This window comes from Amycolatopsis sp. A133 (assembly GCF_031082405.1).
In the GTDB taxonomy this organism is placed as follows: domain Bacteria; phylum Actinomycetota; class Actinomycetes; order Mycobacteriales; family Pseudonocardiaceae; genus Amycolatopsis.
In genome coordinates this window covers 99,361-116,436 of the sequence record NZ_JAVHJU010000004.1, presented here as the reverse complement: position 1 = coordinate 116,436, position 17,076 = coordinate 99,361, and the positions used below count along the sequence as shown (strand labels likewise).

The following is a 17,076-nucleotide window of genomic DNA, read 5'->3' as shown; positions in this document are numbered from 1 at the left end:
GGCCGGGGTCGGCGACCCCGGCCGCGGCGCCGGATCAGCGGATCCCGGGTGTCACCAGCGAAGACCGATGTTGGACGGCCCGGCGGGACCGGAGACGATGCCGTACAGCCACTGGGCCGCCACGTTGGAGCAGGTCCAGGACCGCGGCGGGTCGCCGGCGGCGAACCCGGTGCGGCAGATGTTGCCGCCGTTGTCGTTGCGGACGATCCACTCCGCCGGGCCGCTGCCGTGCACGTCGGCATCGACCGAAAGGGTGCCGCCCGGGAACCAGACCTCGTTCGTCTGGCAGGCGCTGTCCTGGCACGTCTTCGAGATGCCGCCCTGCGCCGTGGCCAGCGCGGCCGGGGTGGCGAGTGCGAGCGCGCCGGCGGCGACCGCTCCCACGACGGCCGCCCGCTGCACGAATCGGTTCATGTCTGCCCTCTTTCCCGTGTCGTGACGGAAGGGGCGGGCGCCGCGAGCCCCCAGCCCGCGACGCGCGTCGTGATCGACGCGAGAAATGTGTTCCCCCTGGTGCCCCCGGTGCCAGACGACCGGTGCCCCGTTCACCGGCACGTCCCCCCTGCCGGTGAGGTTCCGGATCCCAGCCCCTCGCACCGACCGTCTGGCGGATCCGATCTTGCCGGGTGCCGGTTAAAGCCGGGCAAAACCCCTTCTCGGGAAACCCTAGGCGGCGAGCTGCGCGGCCGCGGCCAGCACGTGCGGGGCCAGGCCTTCGGCGATCACGGCGTAGCCGGCCGAGGAGGGGTGGAAGCGGTCGGCCGAGAACAGGGCGGGCTCGGCGGCGAAGCGGGCGGCCAGTTCCGGCCCGGCGGTGGCCACCGCGCCCCCGGCCCGGATGGCGGCTTCGGCTTGGGCCTGGGCGTAGTGGCCGCTGGCCGCGGAGACCAGCTGCCGGTAGGGCCCGGGCACCCGCGCCACGATCCCCAGGTCGGGCGCCGGGACCACGATGACCCGGGCACCGGCGCGGACCAGCCGGGCCACGGCGTCGTGCAGCTGCCGGGCACCGACCGCGGGGGAGACGAACCCGGCGAGGTCGTTGGCGCCGATCACGATCAGCGCCAGGTCCACGCCCGCGCCGAGGGCGACGCCGACCTGGCGTTCGAGGTCGGCCGAGCGGGCGCCGGGCACGCCGGAGTTCCGCAGGTGCACGGTGTGCCCCGCGTCGCGCAGCAGCCGGGTGAGCCGCCGGCCGAGGGTGTCGTCTTCGCGGGTGCTGCCGACGCCGGCCGCGAGCGAGTCGCCGAGGACGCAGAACCGGAGTGGAGGAGTCATCACGGGGTACAACGTGTCCACGTCGCCGTTGTTTCCCGCCGGGGTGGAGGTCACGTTGACCAGGACCGTGCTCGTGCGCGTCGTGCTGGTGGCCGTGGTGGTGGTGGTGCTGCTGCTGGCCGCCGTCTGGGTGCTGCAGCGGCGGCTGATCTACCTGCCGGACCCGGCGCCGGTGCCCGCCGCCGCGACCGTGCTGCCCGGCGCCGAGGACGTCCGCCTCCGCACCGCCGACGGGCTGGAGCTGGGCGCCTGGTACCTGCGTCCCCCGGGCCCGGAGCCGGCGGCGACGGTGCTGGTCGCGGGCGGCAACGGCGGCAACCGGGCCGGACGGGCCCCGCTGGCCGCGAAGCTCGCGCGGGAAGGGCTGGCCGTGCTGCTGCTCGACTACCGCGGGTACGGCGGCAACTCCGGCGACCCGAGCGAGGAGGGCCTGGCCCTCGACGTCCGCGCGGCCCACCGCTTCCTCACCGAGGACCGGCGGGTCCCGCCCGGGCGCCTGCTCTACTTCGGCGAGAGCCTGGGCTGCGCCGTCGTGACGGAGCTGGCCCTCGAACACCCGCCGGCGGGGCTGCTGCTGCGGTCCCCGTTCACCGACCTCGCGGCCGTGGGGGCCGAGGTCTACCCGTACCTGCCGGTACGCCTGCTGCTGCGCGACCGCTTCCCGGTGCAGGAGCAGGCCGCGCGCCTGCACCTCCCGGCGGTGGTGGTCGTCGGCGGCCGGGACTCCATCGTCCCGCCGTCCCAGAGCCGCGAGGTGGCGGCCGCCGCGTCAGCCCGGCTGGTGGAAGTCCCGGGGGCCGACCACAACGACCCGGTGCTGCTCGAGGGCCGTCAGCTGGTCGAGGCGGTGCTGTCGCTGGTGCCGCGCTGACCCGGCGGCGCTGCCTGGTCCTGGCGGACCCAGGTTCGGCCGGACCTGGTCCGGGGCGCACGGCGGCCGCAGGATCGCCGCATGACGAACAGCATGAAGGCGGTCACCATCCCGGAGTTCGGCCCGGCCGGCGTGCTGCGGCTCGACGCCGTGGCGATCCCGCAGCCCGGGCCGGGCGAGGTCTCGATCGACGTCGCCTACGCCGGCGCCAACTTCGCCGAGGTCCTCTACCGGCAAGGGGTCGTGGACGTTCCGCTGCCCTTCGTCCCCGGCATCGAGGTTTCCGGGCGGATCCGCGCGCTGGGCGAAGGCGTGACCGGCCTGTCGGTGGGGGAGCCGGTGGCCGCGTTGACGATCGTGGCGAGCGGGGGCTACGCCGAAGTCGTCACCACCTCGGCCGAGCTCGTCGCCCCGCTGCACGGGACGGGGCTGGAGGTGGCGGCCGCGGTGCCGTCCAACAGCACCACCGCTTTCCTCGTCCTCGAGCGCGTGGCCCGGCTGGAGCGCGGCGAACGCGTCCTGGTGCACGCCGCCGCCGGCGGGGCCGGCAGCCAGCTGGGCCAGGTCGCCCGCCTGCTCGGGGCCGGCCGGGTGGTCGGCACCGTCGGCAGCGAAGCGAAGATCGCCGCCGCGAAGGCGTTCGGCTACGACGAGGTCGTCCTGCGCGACGAGGTCGCGGGCACCGGCGAGTTCGACGTCGTGGTGGACATGGTCGGCGGGCCGGCGCGCCGCGCGAGCCTGGACCGGCTGGCCCCGATGGGGCGCCTGGTGGTGATGGGCAACGCCTCGGGCGCCGAAGACGTCGGCATCCCGGCCAACGAACTGTGGTTCACCACCAGGACCGTGTCCGGCTTCAACCTCGCCGCGTTTTCCGCCGTCGCGCCGGGAACCGTGGGCCGCGCCCTGCGCCGCGCCGTCACCGCCGTCGCGGACGGCAATCTGCGCGTCGACGTCGAAACCCTGCCGCTCGCGGACGCGGCGGCCGCGCACCGCCGCATCGAGTCGGGTTCGACGACCGGCAAGCTCGTGCTCCGGGTGTGAGTGGGGGCCGGCGACCGCGCGGTGTGACGTGTGTCCGCCTTGAGCCCCGGGCCGCATCGCGCATAATGGCCCCTGACCGACTGCTTGGTATGTGCCGGGCACCACACCCGAAGGAGACACACTGCCGTGAACTCGTTCAAGGATCGCGTCGCGATCGTCACCGGGGCCAGCCGGGGCATCGGCCTCGGGATCGCGAAGACGCTCGTCGAGCGCGGCGCCAAGGTCTGCCTCACCGCGCGCAAGCCGGAGGCACTGGAAGAGGCGGTCAGCTCCCTCGGCGGCCCCGACGTCGCCATGTTCGTGGCCGGCAAGGCCGACGACACCGACCACCAGGACGAGACGGTCGCCAAGACGATCGAGACCTTCGGCCGGCTCGATTACCTGGTCAACAACACCGGCATCAACCCCGTCTACGGCCCGGCCCTGGACATCGACCCCGCCGCCGCGGCGAAGATCCTCGGCGTGAACGTGCTCGCCCCGCTGGGCTGGACCAAGCGCGCCCGCGACGCGTGGATGGGCGAGCACGGCGGCGCCGTCGTCAACGTCGCCTCCGTCGCCGGCCTCGGCGCGTCGCCGGGCATCGGCATGTACGGCGTCAGCAAGGCCGCGCTGATCCGGCTGACCGTCGAGCTCGGCGCCGAGCTGGGGCCGAAGATCCGCGTCAACGCCGTCGCGCCGGCCGTGGTCAAGACGAAGTTCGCGACCGCGCTGTACGAAGGCCGCGAGGAGGAGGTCGCGTCGGCGTACCCGATGAAGCGGCTCGGCGTGCCGTCCGACATCGCGGGCGCGGTGGCGTTCCTGCTGTCCGACGACGCGGGCTGGATCACCGGCCAGACCGTGGTCCTCGACGGCGGCGTCACCCTCGGCGGTGGCCTGTGACCGGCGTCGTCGTCACCGGGGGCGGCGGGGGCATCGGCGCCGCGCTGGCCCGCCGCTTCGCCGCCGACGGGGCCCGGGTGCTCGTGGCCGACCTCGACGGGGACAAGGCCGCGGAGGTGGCCGCCGAAGTCGGCGGGACGGCGTTCGCGGGCGACGTCGCGAGCGTCGAAGGCGTCACGGAGCTGATCGACAGCGCGCGCTCGGCGCTCGGGGAAATCGACGTCTTCTGCGCCAACGCGGGCATCGCGCCCTTCGGCGGAGCGGAGAGCGGCGAGGAGGTGTGGGCGCGCACCTGGGAGGTCAACGTCATGTCGCACGTCCGCGCGGCGAACCTGCTGCTGCCGGCGTGGCTCGAGCGCGGCCGGGGCCACTTCGTCGCGACGGTGTCCGCCGCCGGCCTGCTGACCAGCCTCGGCTCGGCGCCGTACTCGGTGACCAAGCACGGCGCGCTGGCGTTCGCCGAGTGGCTGTCGGCGACCTACCGCCACCGCGGCATCACCGTGCAGGCGATCTGCCCGCAGGGGGTGCGCACGGCGATGCTGGAGAGCACCGGCACCGCGGGGCAGCTGCTGATGGGCGCGTCGGCGATCGAGCCGGAGCAGGTGGCGGACGCGCTGTTCGCGGCGATGGCGGAGAAGCGGTTCCTGGTGCTGCCGCACCCCGAGGTCGCGGGCTACTACGCGGCGCGCGCCACCGAGACCGACCGGTGGCTCGGCGGCATGAACAAGCTGCAGCGCAAGGTCGAAGAGGCCGTCGGAGAGCTGTGAACTGGCAGCCCGAGGTCGAGGAGATCGCCCGGCGGCGCGAGCTGGCCGAGCGCATGGGCGGGCCGGAGAAGGTGGCCCGCCAGCACGCCGCCGGGCGGTCGACGGTCCGCGAGCGGATCGCGGCACTGGCCGACCCGGGCAGTTTCGACGAGATCGGCGCACTGGCGGGCACAGCGGCTTATGTGGACGGCGAATTGTCGTCGTTCACGCCGGCGAACTTCGTGCTCGGCACGGCCAAGCTCGACGGCCGCCGCGTGGCGATCGGCGGCGACGACTTCACGGTGCGCGGCGGCGCGGCCGACGCGGCGATCGTGGAGAAGCAGATCTACGCCGAGCGGCTCGCCAACGAGCTCGGGCTGCCGCTGGTGCGGCTGATCGAGGGCACCGGTGGTGGCGGCAGCGTCAAGCTGCTGGAGCAGCACGGGTTCGCCTACGTGCCGGTGAATCCGGGCTGGGACCTGGTGGTGGACAACCTGTCGGCGGTCCCGGTGGTGTCGCTGTGCCTGGGCCCGGTCGCCGGCCTGGGCGCGGCGCGGGCGGTGATGTCGCACCTGTGCGTGCTGGTCGAGGGGACGGGCCAGCTGTTCGTCGCCGGCCCCCCGGTGGTGAAGCACGCGACGGGCGAGGACCTCACCAAGGAGGAACTCGGCGGCGCGGAGGTCCACCGGCGCAGCGGCGCGGTGGACCGGATCGTGGCCTCCGAGGCCGACGCATTTCGGTTGACCAGGCAATTCCTGTCGTATTTGCCGTCCTCCGTGGACTCGTTGCCGCCGGTATCGTCCACTTCGGACCCGTCGGATCGCCGCGACGAGGCGTTGTTGTCGCTGGTTCCCCGCAACCGCCGCCACCCGTACCGGCTGCGGCCGCTGCTCGACGGAGTGTTCGACGACGGTTCGGTGTTCGACTACGCGGTATCGGGGGGCTCGGCGTACGCGGGCTTGGCCCGGCTGGCGGGCCACCCGGTCGGCGTGCTGGCCACGGACCCCTACCGCGGCGCAACACTGACCCCCGAGGGCGCGGACGTGCTGACGCGGCTGGTGGACTTGTGCGAGACGTTCCACTTGCCGCTGGTGTCGTTGACGGACCAGGCGGGCATGGTGATCGGAGCGGCGGCCGAGAGAGCGGGCGCGATCCGCCACGGAGCCCGCGCGGTGACGGCGGTGTACCAGGCCCGCGTACCGATGGCGGAGGTGATCATCCGCCGGGTGTTCGGAGTGGGCGGAGCGGGCCAGGTCAACCGCCACCGCATGGTCCGCCGCTGGGCCTGGCCCTCGGGCGACTGGGGATCATTGCCGGTGGAGGGCGGAATAGAGGCGGCCTACCGAGCCGAGCTGGATTCGTCGCCGGACCGCGAGGCGCACATCGAGGAGATCCGGGCGCGGTTGGACGAGGTGAGATCGCCGTTCCGGACGGCGGAGCGGTTCTCGGTCGAGGACGTGATCGATCCCCGGGAGACGCGGGCGCGGTTGTGCGAGTGGGTGGTGGACGCCTACGCGGTGCTGCCGAAACTGGTGGGCCGGCCGTCGTTCGGGATGCGGCCTTAGGGGATTTGCTGCCGGTGTTCACGGACAGGTGGGTGCTGCCCTTTTGGCTGCCCGATCGGTCGTGTGCGATGCGTGACGGTGCGACTACCGTCGGGCGGATGGGGCGTGATCGGGCGCGGGGAGCCGACCGGAAGCACCGCCGGGGCGAGGATGGCGAGCCGGCCGTGCGGCTCGCCCCGGAGCGCAACGCGCTGCTCCGGCTCCAGGGCACGGCCGGCAACCGTGCCGTCGCCGCCGGGTTGGCGGCGGCCCGGCCGGGGGTGACGGTCCAGCGGAAGTTCACCAGCCACGCCGCGGACAGCGTGGACACCGCTGCCGAGCTCATCAAGGCGACCTACCGGGTCAACAAGAACCAGCAGAGCCTGCCCGGGAACCAGCCGCTGGGCACGGTGGATCGCCCGAGGGCGGTCGAAGCCGTGATCGACAAGAAGTCGCTGCGCACGAAGGAACGCAAGAAGCACTCCAAACTCGGGGTGGTGACCAGCCTGGCCCGGTCCGAGCAGATGATGTTGCAGGGCGCGGACCTGAGGAAGTTCTACGACGCCGGTCACCTGGTCGCCGACCAGTTGATCGGCGAGGCCGCGGAGTCCTTCGAGTTCTGGAATCTGGCGCCGCAGGTGTCGGAGTTCAACACCCCGGCGTACGCGGGCGTGGAGGAACAGATCCGCGCTTCGCTGCGTGCGGCGAGAGACAAGATCATGATGAAGGTCGAGCTCGAGTACCCGGCGGACTATTCGATGAACGCGGCGGAACTGGTGCGGCGTGGGATAATCCCGTCCGGAACCCGCTACCCGACCCAGCCGATCACCGTGGCCCGGCGGATTCCGCACCTGTGGACTCTCACCGCCCACAGCCTGACGCCGACCTCGAAGCCTGGTGCGGTACGGGTGCCCGACGACCCGGCTGCCCCCACTCTCGGTGCACCGTACGACATGAAGGTCACCGAATACATCGCGCCGGTGCCGTTCACCGGTCCCACTCTCAGAGCCAACCTGAAGATGCGGCACCTGCTGGCCCGGCAATGGACGCCCTCGACCAGTGTGCGTACCGAGGACGCGATCAGCCTGCTGGCCAAGGTTTCCCGATCTGGGCAACCAGGCCGAGATCGTCCGCAAACTCGCACCCTCGGGCACGGCGGTCGTTCCCGAAGCGCAGATCGCGTTGATGAAGCAAGCGTCCGGCGGGGTCGCCCGCGCGCTGCTGGAAGTGCAGTCCACGCTGGTGAAGGCGAGGGACACCTCGCTGCTCGGGCCGATGCTCAGCGCCACCGTGAAGGTGCAGCAGCAGTTGAGCGCCGCCGAGGAGCCGAGTGCCTCCCTGGTCGAGGCCACCGGGCACCTGGTGACGGCCAAGTCGTGGGTGGAGGACCTGCACGAGGAACTGGTGGAGGCGGTCGAGAAGCAGCAGGAGCAGTACCCGTTCCCGCTGTCCACGGTGACCGCACTGCACGAGTCGACGCAGGCGTGGTCCCAGCAGTGGTCGCTGTCGGTGAGCCAGGCGTCGCCGGCTTACCAGCCCTCGTCCAAGGAGGAAGCCGAGAAGATCGAGGCGCGCCAGAGCCTGGCCGATGCCCGAGACGCGACCAAGGACCCCGGCATCAGCCGCGTCACCGATTTCGGCAACGGAACCGGGCAGTTGATGTGGTTGAGGTTCGGGTTCGACGCCCCCGTGCACTACGGCGAAGCGATCACCATCCCGATGAAGGGTCAGGCGGTGACGGTCGTGGTGGAGGCCCTGAACCCGCTCATCGGCGACACCGGCGTGCCGACGGGGGAGTGGCTGGTCAGCTGGAAATACCCAGGCACCTGAGGTGTTGTCCCCGTTGGTTGACCTTGGCCTGTGCGGCGGTGTCGGCTCTTTGGCTGCTGCGCTCGTGGGTGTGGGCCCGTAGCCGTGTGGCTGCGGGCCTTTCCCGTGTTCAGGCTGCGAATGGGAGTGGTTCGTGGAGGTTGTTGCGTCGGGGTTTTCGGCGTTTGTCGATGAAGGTTGGTGGGAGGAACTCGGGGAGGCCGTCGGGGGCGATGCGGACTTCCCAGCCGGAGCGGTGCATCAGCCGGTGGTGGTGGGCGCACAACAAGACCAGGTTGTTCAAGTCGGTGGGGCCGCCGTCGGCCCAATGCCGGATGTGGTGACCCTGGCAATGCCGAGGTGGGCGATGACATCCTGGGAAAGCACAGCCACGGTCACGTAAGAAGAGGGCCCGGCGCAGACCGGCGGAAATCAGGCGGCGCAGGCGGCCGAGGTTGAGGGGTTCGCTCTTCTCACCCAACACAGCCGGGATGATCATGCTGTCGCAAGCGTGCACCCGAGCCTCCGCGGCCGTCATCTCCCCGGTGTCGCCCAGGGTCGCGCAGCCGACACCCGACCGCAGGTCCTCCAACGACACTGCGACCATGACATGGGCGCGTTCACCGGCCTGCATCGGCAGGTCCGGAGAGTTCAGCGCCAGGTCGACAGCGTCGGAGAAGGCATCGCCGTAGCGTTGGGGCAGCGTGCGGAAGTCGGGGCCCTCGTCGGTGGTGCGGCGCTCGGCCAGGGCGTCGAGCAGGGCGCTGGCGCGGGTGCCGGTTTCGTCGTCGAACGTCCCGTTCAACTCCCACATACCGGTTCTCTTACGGCGCAGAAACAGCTCACGAGCCGGAACGACCGGTTCGGCGGTGTCGGGTTCCGTGCCGTCGGGATCCAAGTGAGCCAGGATCCGGGCACCGAGGGCCGCGACCTGCTTGTGCCCGGCCTCCTCGGCAAAGGCCAGCAAGTTCTCCTCGGCACTGTCGCGGTGCTCGAGAGGAACGTGGGTCAGGACATCGACGATGGTATCGATCATCGGGTTGCTCAACCGGCCCGTGCGGGCGGCAGCACCGGTCGCGGGAGCCACGGCGGGAATGGGACTGCCGTCCAGGGTCCGACCGGCATTAAGGGCCCGGGCCCGTTTCACCGCGCGTTCGGCCGCCTGTCTCGGCACATCTCCAAGATGCTCCAGCAAACGAGCAGCCGACCGGTAGCCGAAGAGTTCCATGACACCCCGCTGCTCGATCTCCACCAGCAGAGCGCCCAGCGAAGCCTCAGCCGACCGCATACACGCAAGCAGCTCACCGATACGGTCGGCCAAAGCCACCGCATCGGGGTGCTGGATCGCGTCGCTGGTCATACCCCCAAACTACCGGCAATCGAACACAAGTTCACCACACGATCGGGCAAGAAACCGCCCGACTGTCCGCCCATCAGAACACCCGACGAAGCCTCAAGAAACCACCCGATACCAGAAGGGCCCTACCGCCTCCAACCGAACCGGAGGCCCAACCCGATCGAAAACCCTGACCCCGCAACCCAAAAACACCGGAACCGGCAGAGCAAGAACCTCGTCGAGCACCCCGGCCTCAAGACACTGCCGAGCGACATCGGCGCCGAGAACGTTGACGTACTTCTGCCCGGCAGCCGCTTTGGCCGCAGCAACACCCGAAGCCAGATCACCGAAGAAACTCACCCCGGGAACCGGCCGGGCCGGCCGATGGGTCAGCACGATCTGCGGCCCCTCCCAGCCTCCGCCGAACGCCTTGCCCTCGCCCGGCCCGCCCCGGTGGGGGTCGTCGCCGTCGAAGGTGCGGCGGCCCACCAGCAAGGCTCCGATCCGGGGGACCAGGTCGTCGACCGCCGGGTCGGGGGCCAGGTGCGGGGTCAGCCAGGACATGTCGCCGCCCGGGCCGGCCACAAAACCGTCGATCGAGCAGCTGAACGCATAGAGCAGTTTGGCCATCGGGCCCACCTCCGTGAGAATGCCGGACGCCGGTACTGACGAGCGGCGCCGCGGAAACTCATCGGTGGGGCGGGAACCGCGGGGGACGGCGCTCGTTCCAGCTGGCCAGGCCCTCGGCCAGCTCCGGACGGCCGAACGACTCGATCATCAACGCGGTCGCCGAGCGGGCCGCCTCCGGAAGCGGCAGCCCGGCCTCGCGGGCGAACTGCTCCTTCATCACCGCCATCGACCGCGGTGCGCTGTAGGTCGCCAGTTCGGTCGCGTAGGCGTGGGCGCGCAGCGGCAGCTCGCCGGGCGGGACGACCTCCTGGACCAGGCCGTAGTCCAGGGCCTGCTCCGCGGTGAACGTCCGCCCGGACAGCAGCAGGTCGCGGGCCCGGCCCTGGCCGACCAGCTCCGGCAGCAGCTTGGCGATGCCGTACTCGGCGATCAGGCCGCGGCGGGCGAACGCCGTGGTGAACTTCGCGCCCGCGGCGGCGAAGCGGACGTCCGCCGAACAGGCGATGACGAACCCCAGGCCGGCGCAGCCGCCGTTGATCGCCGCCACCACCGGGACACCCACCGAGGCCGCCGCCAGCACGTCCCGGTGGTTTTCGCCTCCCTCGGCCGGCGGTGCCGCGGCGACCGTGTCCAGCAGGCCAAGGTCGGCGCCGGGGCAGAAGGCCCGGCCCGCGCCCGTGACGACGACCGCGCGGACCTCCGGATCGGCCGCCGCCTGCCGCAGCAGCGCGCCGTAGCGGGCCTGCATCGGCACGTCCATCGCGTTGCTGCGGTCCGGCCGGTCGAACGTGCACGTCGCGATCGCGCCGTCCGTCTCGTACCGCACACCATCCACAGTGGACATGGCCGCCTCCTCGGGTCGGTCACCATACTAAGCGGTCGCTCAGGTATTTGTCACGGCGTGGAGTTCGAAATTATCGAACTCGTTGGTTGTCCGGAAACCTCTGTGCCATAGTGCTTTCCGGCCGCACATCGCCCCTGGAAGGGACAGCCCGATGCCGGAAGTAGAACCGAGCGGTCTGCGCAGACGGCTCGTGCTGGGCGGGGTCGGTGCCGCCGTCGCCACGTCGGCGGTCGCGCCGGTCGCCCGGGCCGCCGACGCGCTCGCCCGGCCGGGGCAGGCGCGGGAAACCGATTTCGGCACCGGCTGGCGGTTCGTCCTCGCGAACCCCGACGGCGTCACCGATTCCGGCGGCCGCTTCGCCGACGCCGCGAAGCCCGCCTTCGACGACTCGGCGTGGCAGGTCGTCGACGTCCCGCACGACTGGAGCATCGAGCTCCCGCCGACCGCCGAGGGCACCAGCAGCGGTTCCGGGTTCTTCCGCGGCGGGCTCGGCTGGTACCGCAAGACGTTCACCCTGCCGCCCTCGCTCGCCGGCAAGCGCGTGTCGGTGGAGTTCGACGGCGTCTATTCGGACGCCCACGTGCACCTGAACGGCGAGCTGCTGGGCCACCACCCGTACGCCTACACCGGGTTCGCCTTCGACCTCACCGGACGGCTGCACACCGACGGCCGGACGCCGAACGTCCTCGCCGTCCGCGCGACGAACCCGCTGCCCAGCAGCCGCTGGTACTCCGGCAGCGGCATCTACCGCCGCGTCCGGCTGGTCGTGACCGAGCCGGTGCACGTCGCCCGGCACGGCACGTTCGTCACCACCCCCGACATCGCCGCCGGAAAGGGCACGGTGCGGGTGGCCACCGACGTCGTCAACGACTCCGGCGCCGCGGTCACGGCCCAGGTGCGCACGACGGTCACCGACCCGGCGGGCCGTGTCGTCGCGACCGGCTCCACCTCCGTGGCGGTGGACGGCGGGCGGACGGCGACGGCGGTGACCGGCCTGCGGGTCGAGAAGCCCCAGCTGTGGTCGACCGGAACACCCCGGCTGTACCGGCTGCGCACCGAGGTCGTCGTGGCCGGGCGCGTGCTCGACACGACCACCGCGGACTTCGGCTTCCGCTACACCGAATTCCACCCGGACAACGGGTTCTCGCTCAACGGCGTGCCGACGAAGCTGCGCGGGGTCAACCTGCACTCCAGCCAGGGCGCGCTGGGCGCGGTGGTCGACCCGGCCGCGCTGGAACACCAGATGCGGCTGATGCTCGCGATGGGCGTCAACGCGCTGCGGACCGCGCACAACCCGCCGGACCCGCAGCTGGTGACGGTCTGCGAACGGCTCGGGATCGTCATGATGGTCGAAGCGTTCGACTGCTGGCGGACCGGCAAGCTCGAGTACGACTACCACCGCGACTTCGACGAGTGGAGCGCGCGCGACATCGCGGAAATGGTCCACGCGGCCAAGAATTCACCCGCGGTCGTGCTGTGGTCGATCGGCAACGAGGTGCCCGACGCGTCGATGGCGGGCGGCCCGCAGATCGCGGCGGACCTGATCGCGGTGGTCCGCGCGATCGACACCACCCGGCCGGTCGTCATGGGCTCGGACCGCTACCGCGGCGTGCCCGCGCCGGGCTCGCCGCAGGACCTCATCCTGAAGCAGCTCGACGGCCTCGGCGTCAACTACAACACCGCCCAGTCGATCGACGGGCTGCACCAGCAGTACCCGGACAAGTTCTTCTTCGAATCCGAGTCGTCGTCGGAGACCTCGACGCGCGGCGTCTACCAGGATCCCGACCTGCTCAACACCGGCGAGAACCACACGCCGGGCAAGCGGGCGACGTCGTCCTACGACAACAACCTGGCCTCGTGGACCTTCAGCGGCGAGTACTCGCTGAAGAAGGACCGCGACCGGAAGTTCTGCCAGGGCCAGTTCCTCTGGGCCGGGCAGGACTACCTCGGCGAGCCGACGCCCTACGACGTCTTCCCGGTCAAGACGTCGTTCTTCGGCGCGGTCGACAGCGCCGGCCTGCCCAAGGACGCCTTCCACCTGTTCCGCAGCCAGTGGTCCACCGCGCCGATGGTGCACCTGGTCCCAATGGACTGGACGAACCACCGCGCCGGCGAACCCGTCGCGGTGTGGGTCTACTCCACTGTGGACACCGTGGAGCTGGTGCTGAACGGGAAGTCGCTGGGAACCAAGAGGTTCGACCGCAAGACCACAGTGGACGGACGGCCGTACCTGGAGACGGCGGAACCGGCCGGGGACGACAAGAACGACCCCTCCGGCAGCTACGTCAGCCCGAACGGCAGCACCGGCAAGCTGCACCTGAGCTGGACCGTGCCCTTCGAGCCCGGCACGCTGACCGCGATCGCCCGGTCCGGCGGCCGCGAGGTGGCGCGGGACCGGCTCGTGACGGCGGGGCCGCCGCAGGCGGTCAAGCTGAGCGTGGACGCGCCGGGCGGCGGGGTGGTGGCCGGGGCGATGACGTTCGTGACGGCGTCGGTCGTGGACGCCCGCGGGACCGTCGTGCCCGGCGACGGGCCGGTGCTGCGGTTCGCCGTCCGCGGGCCGGGGCGGCTCGCCGGCGTCGACAACGGCAGGCAGGAACTCGCCCAGAGCTACCAGCAGCCGACGATCCCGGCGTTCAACGGGCTCGCCGTCGCCGTCGTCGCGGCGACCGGCGGCCGGGGCCCGATCTCGGTGACGGCGAGTGCCCCGGGGCTGGTGCCGGGGAAGATCACCTTGCCGGGCACCTCCCTCGGGCAGCGCAACGGCCCGGGCGCCCGCGCCGTCGAAGCACCCGTGGTCCCGGCTGTCTCGACCGCGGACGCGAGCTACTCGGGAGCCCCGGACACGCTGCCGTCGGCGATGCTGGACGGCAACCCGGCCACCGGCTGGTCCAATTACTACGTCAAACCGGCGACGGCGACGCTGAAGGCGGTGAGCAGGCCGCGGGCCCAGGACTGGGTGTCGCTGGCCTGGCCGTCACCCCAGCGGATCACCGCCGTCACGGCGAACTTCGTGGTGGACGGGACGCTGACGCTCCCGGTCGCCGTCGAGGTCGCCCACCGCACGGCCCGGGGCTTCGAGCCGGTGCGGAACCTGCGGATCACGTGGGGGACCGGGGCGAACGACCCGACGACGTTCGCGTTCGACCCGGTCGTGACCGGCGAAGTGCGGATGACGATGACCGCGCGGGGCTTCCTGCGGATCAGCGCGCTGCTGGCCCGCTGACCGCGGGCCCGGCGGGGCGCACCCCCCGCCGGGCCGCGGCGGTCACCGGCTGCAGGGAGCGAGGGCGTCGAGGCCTTGCGGCTTCTCGGCGTTGCGGCCGATGGCGGTGGCGATCCGGTTGATCGTCGCGACGCGCTTGTCCTCGAGCGGGCCGAGGATGGCGTTCTGGACGAAGTTCGGGCCGCCCTGCCCGGCGCTGGTCACCAGGCGGTTGTTCGCCTCGGCGAGCTGCGTGTCGAGCAGCTGCAGGTTGCGCTGGACTTCGGCCTGGGCCTGGGCAGGAATGGCCGGGAGCCGGCTCTCGACGTCGGGGCAGGAGATCTGGCCGGCCCCGGCGTTGCCGGTGGTCCCGTTCTGCCCGGTGTCGCCCTGGCCGCCGGAGCCCTGGGCCGGTGCCGGAGCGCCGGCACCCGCGCCCGTGCCGGGCTGCCCGCCCAGGGCGCACGTGGCCAGGCTGTCGAGGCCCTGTGGCTTCTCGGCCCGGCGCCCGATCGAGATCGCGATGCGGTCGATCGTGGACTTCCGCTTGTCCGCCAGCGGCCCGAGGATCGCGTTCTGCACGAAGTTGGGGCCGCCCTGCCCGGCGCTGGTCACCAGGCGGTTGTTGGCTTCGGCGAGCTGGGTGTTCAGCAGGTCGAGGTTGCGCTGGACTTCGGCTTGGGCCTGAGCGGGGATGGCCGGGAGCTTGCTCGCGACGTCGGGGCAGGAGATCTGCCCGGCCGCCGCCTGGCCGCCCGAGGCAGCGCTGGCGCTGCCGGGGTCGCCGACGGTCGTGGCGATCACCAGCGCGCCGCCCGCGATCGCGAGGCCCAGGGCCGCCGTCGCGATCTTCGTCCGCCGGGACAGGCGGTGTCGTCCACCGGATGCTGGCATGAATGACTCCGATTTCGTGCTTGAGTTAGCGTGAACATATGGGTGCCCCGCCGTGTTCGGGGGATACGGCGGAGTATTCGGATGGGGCGGACCAATCTGGTCGCCGACGTCATGGTGGCCTCCGGAACAGGGGTTTGTCCAGTGTGATCCGCCCGAAAAAGAAGATCTGAACCATTTTGAACCGGGGTACGTGTACCCCGGTGACGGTGGCATCTGGCTGCATTTGTTTCGATTGATTCAGCGGCACGTCGGAATTGCGTGCGCAATTTCGGCGGCGAAGCCGGGCTTGACGCGGGCTGCCGTCGCCTCCTAGCGTCGGCATACCGACCGGTCGGTGTCCAAAGGAGGTCACTGGATGAGCTGGTACGACGCGAAGCCCTGGCTCGCGAGCTACGACGAACGGGTGCGGGCCGCGGGACCGGCGAAGCCGACGACGCTGCCCGAGACGTTCCGCCGCGCCGCGGACCACGTCCCCGACCGGACGGCGATCGCGTACTTCGACGCGAAGCTGAGCTACCGCGAGGTCGACGAGCTCTCCGACGGCGTCGCGCGGTACCTGACGGCGCACGGCTTCGCCCGCGGCGACCGGCTCGCCCTGGTGCTGCAGAACATCCCCCAGTTCGTCATCGCCCTGCTGGGCGCGTGGAAGGCCGGCGGGATCGTGGTGCCGGTCAACCCGATGTACCGCGAACGCGAGCTCACGCACGTGCTCACCGACGCCGGCGTGAAGGCGATCGTCTGCTCGCAGCGCGGCTGGAACGCCTACATCGCCCAGACGGCGGCCGGCCTGGACATCGCGCTCACCACCAGCGAACTGGAGTTCCAGACCCGCGACGACGAGCGCGTCCTGGCCCAGGTCGAGAAGGAAGCGACCCCGGGCGCGACCGAACTCCTCGAAGCCGCGGTCACGCCGGGCCCGAAGCCCCCGGAACCCGCTTTCGCGCTCGGCGACACCGCCCTGATCAGCTACACCTCCGGCACCAGCGGCACGCCGAAGGGCGCCACCAACACCCACGGCAACATCGGCACCAACGCCGCCGGGCTCGGCTCGTTCAGCGGCCTGCCCGCCGGCTCGACCCTCTTCGGGCTCGCGCCCTTGTTCCACATCACCGGCATGGTCTGCGAACTCGGCTCCGCGATCGACATCGAGGGCACCCTGGCCCTGGCCTACCGCTTCGAACCCGGGGTCGTCCTCGACGCCTTCCTCGAGCACAAGCCGTCGTACACGGTCGGGCCGTCGACGGCCTACATGGCCCTGATGGCCCACCCGTCGTTCAGCCGGGAGCACTTCGGCTCGTTCTCGCTGCTGTACTCCGGCGGCGCCGCGCTGCCGCCCGCCGTCGTCGAGGCCTTCCGGGCGAAGACGGGGCACTACATCCACAACGGCTACGGCCTCACCGAGACGACGGCGGGCTGCGTCGTCGTCCCCGGCACCCTCGAGGCGCCGATCGACCCGGAGTCGGGCACCATCTCGATCGGCCTGCCGGTGCCGGACACGATCGTCCGGATCCTCGGCGAGAACGGCGAAGAACTGCCGCCCGGGCAGGCGGGCGAGATCGCCGTCGAGGGCCCGATGGTCGTCTCGGGCTACTGGAACCGCCCGGACGCCACCGCCGAGTCGCTGCCCGGCGGGCGGCTGCTGACCGGCGACATCGGGTTCATGGACGAACGCGGCTGGGTCTACGTCGTCGACCGCAAGAAGGACATGATCAACGCGTCCGGCTTCAAGGTCTGGCCGCGCGAGGTCGAGGACGTCCTCTACACGCACCCGGCGGTCCGCGAGGCGGCCGTGGTCGGGATCGCCGACGAATACCGAGGCGAGACGGTCAAGGCCTACGTCAGCCCGGCGCCCGGGGCGACCGCCGATCCCGCGGAGCTGGTGGCCTGGTGCCGGGAGCGGCTCGCCGCCTACAAGTACCCGCGCACCGTCGAAGTCCTCGACGAGCTGCCGAAGACGACCAGCGGCAAGATCCTGCGCCGCGAACTGCGGGCCCGGGGGTAG

General features: G+C 71.6%; 14 protein-coding genes and 1 pseudogene. 9 read left to right on the top strand and 6 right to left on the bottom strand.

Going from position 1 to position 17,076, the window contains the following annotated elements; translation table 11 throughout:
* Window positions 1-51 precede the first annotated feature (51 nt).
* Complete coding sequence (locus Q5425_RS04920) at window positions 52-414, bottom strand: hypothetical protein (RefSeq protein WP_308670881.1); 363 nt, start codon at window positions 412-414, stop codon at window positions 52-54.
* A gap of 252 nt (window positions 415-666) precedes the next feature.
* The gene (locus tag Q5425_RS04915) at window positions 667-1,275 is read right to left on the bottom strand and encodes an SGNH/GDSL hydrolase family protein (RefSeq protein WP_308671419.1); all 609 of its coding nucleotides are present in this window, start codon (window positions 1,273-1,275) and stop codon (window positions 667-669) included.
* Window positions 1,276-1,330: 55 nt separating this feature from the next.
* Here Q5425_RS04915 and Q5425_RS04910 point away from each other — a divergent pair, with 55 nt between their 5' ends.
* From Q5425_RS04910 to Q5425_RS04880, 7 genes and pseudogenes are all read left to right on the top strand, one after another.
* On the top strand, window positions 1,331-2,146 hold the full coding sequence (locus Q5425_RS04910) for an alpha/beta fold hydrolase (RefSeq protein WP_308670880.1): 816 nt from the start codon (window positions 1,331-1,333) through the stop codon (window positions 2,144-2,146).
* An 81-nt stretch (window positions 2,147-2,227) separates the two neighbouring features.
* Window positions 2,228-3,187, top strand: a complete 960-nt coding sequence (locus tag Q5425_RS04905) for a zinc-binding dehydrogenase (protein ID WP_308670879.1) — start codon at window positions 2,228-2,230, stop codon at window positions 3,185-3,187.
* A 126-nt stretch (window positions 3,188-3,313) separates the two neighbouring features.
* Entirely contained in the window at window positions 3,314-4,066 is a 753-nt protein-coding gene (locus Q5425_RS04900) for an SDR family oxidoreductase (RefSeq protein ID WP_308670878.1), read from the top strand.
* The gene (locus Q5425_RS04895) at window positions 4,063-4,833 is read left to right on the top strand and encodes an SDR family oxidoreductase (protein ID WP_308670877.1); all 771 of its coding nucleotides are present in this window, start codon (window positions 4,063-4,065) and stop codon (window positions 4,831-4,833) included. The genes Q5425_RS04900 and Q5425_RS04895 overlap by 4 nt, the downstream gene beginning before the upstream one ends.
* Window positions 4,830-6,377, top strand: a complete 1,548-nt coding sequence (locus tag Q5425_RS04890) for a carboxyl transferase domain-containing protein (RefSeq protein WP_308670876.1) — start codon at window positions 4,830-4,832, stop codon at window positions 6,375-6,377. The genes Q5425_RS04895 and Q5425_RS04890 overlap by 4 nt, the downstream gene beginning before the upstream one ends.
* A 68-nt stretch (window positions 6,378-6,445) precedes the next feature.
* A pseudogene (locus Q5425_RS45700) lies at window positions 6,446-7,048 on the top strand (DNA/RNA non-specific endonuclease); the annotation flags it as partial.
* A 493-nt stretch (window positions 7,049-7,541) separates the two neighbouring features.
* Window positions 7,542-8,186, top strand: a complete 645-nt coding sequence (locus Q5425_RS04880; protein ID WP_308670874.1) for a hypothetical protein — start codon at window positions 7,542-7,544, stop codon at window positions 8,184-8,186.
* A 109-nt stretch (window positions 8,187-8,295) separates the two neighbouring features.
* Here the strand turns inward: Q5425_RS04880 and Q5425_RS04875 are convergent, their stop codons facing one another.
* The 3 genes from Q5425_RS04875 to Q5425_RS04865 all read right to left on the bottom strand — a co-directional run bounded on the left by Q5425_RS04875 (window position 8,296) and on the right by Q5425_RS04865 (window position 10,975).
* A complete protein-coding gene (locus Q5425_RS04875) occupies window positions 8,296-9,525 on the bottom strand; it encodes a DUF222 domain-containing protein (RefSeq protein ID WP_308670873.1) in 1,230 nt (409 codons plus the stop codon).
* 93 nt (window positions 9,526-9,618) lie between these two features.
* Entirely contained in the window at window positions 9,619-10,131 is a 513-nt protein-coding gene (locus tag Q5425_RS04870) for a dihydrofolate reductase family protein (RefSeq protein WP_308670872.1), read from the bottom strand.
* 58 nt (window positions 10,132-10,189) lie between these two features.
* The gene (locus Q5425_RS04865; RefSeq protein WP_308670871.1) at window positions 10,190-10,975 is read right to left on the bottom strand and encodes an enoyl-CoA hydratase-related protein; all 786 of its coding nucleotides are present in this window, start codon (window positions 10,973-10,975) and stop codon (window positions 10,190-10,192) included.
* 151 nt (window positions 10,976-11,126) lie between these two features.
* On the opposite strand from Q5425_RS04865, the gene Q5425_RS04860 reads away from it, so the two are divergent.
* Window positions 11,127-14,201 carry a glycoside hydrolase family 2 TIM barrel-domain containing protein gene (locus tag Q5425_RS04860; protein ID WP_308670870.1) on the top strand — a complete coding sequence of 1,025 codons (3,075 nt, stop codon included), beginning with the start codon at window positions 11,127-11,129 and terminating at the stop codon, window positions 14,199-14,201.
* 42 nt (window positions 14,202-14,243) lie between these two features.
* On the opposite strand, the gene Q5425_RS04855 is transcribed toward Q5425_RS04860, so the two are convergent.
* Complete coding sequence (locus Q5425_RS04855) at window positions 14,244-15,074, bottom strand: hypothetical protein (protein ID WP_308670869.1); 831 nt, start codon at window positions 15,072-15,074, stop codon at window positions 14,244-14,246.
* Between the two features lie 355 nt (window positions 15,075-15,429).
* Here Q5425_RS04855 and Q5425_RS04850 point away from each other — a divergent pair, with 355 nt between their 5' ends.
* Window positions 15,430-17,076, top strand: coding sequence for an AMP-binding protein (locus Q5425_RS04850; protein WP_308670868.1), 1,647 nt, complete (start codon window positions 15,430-15,432; stop codon window positions 17,074-17,076).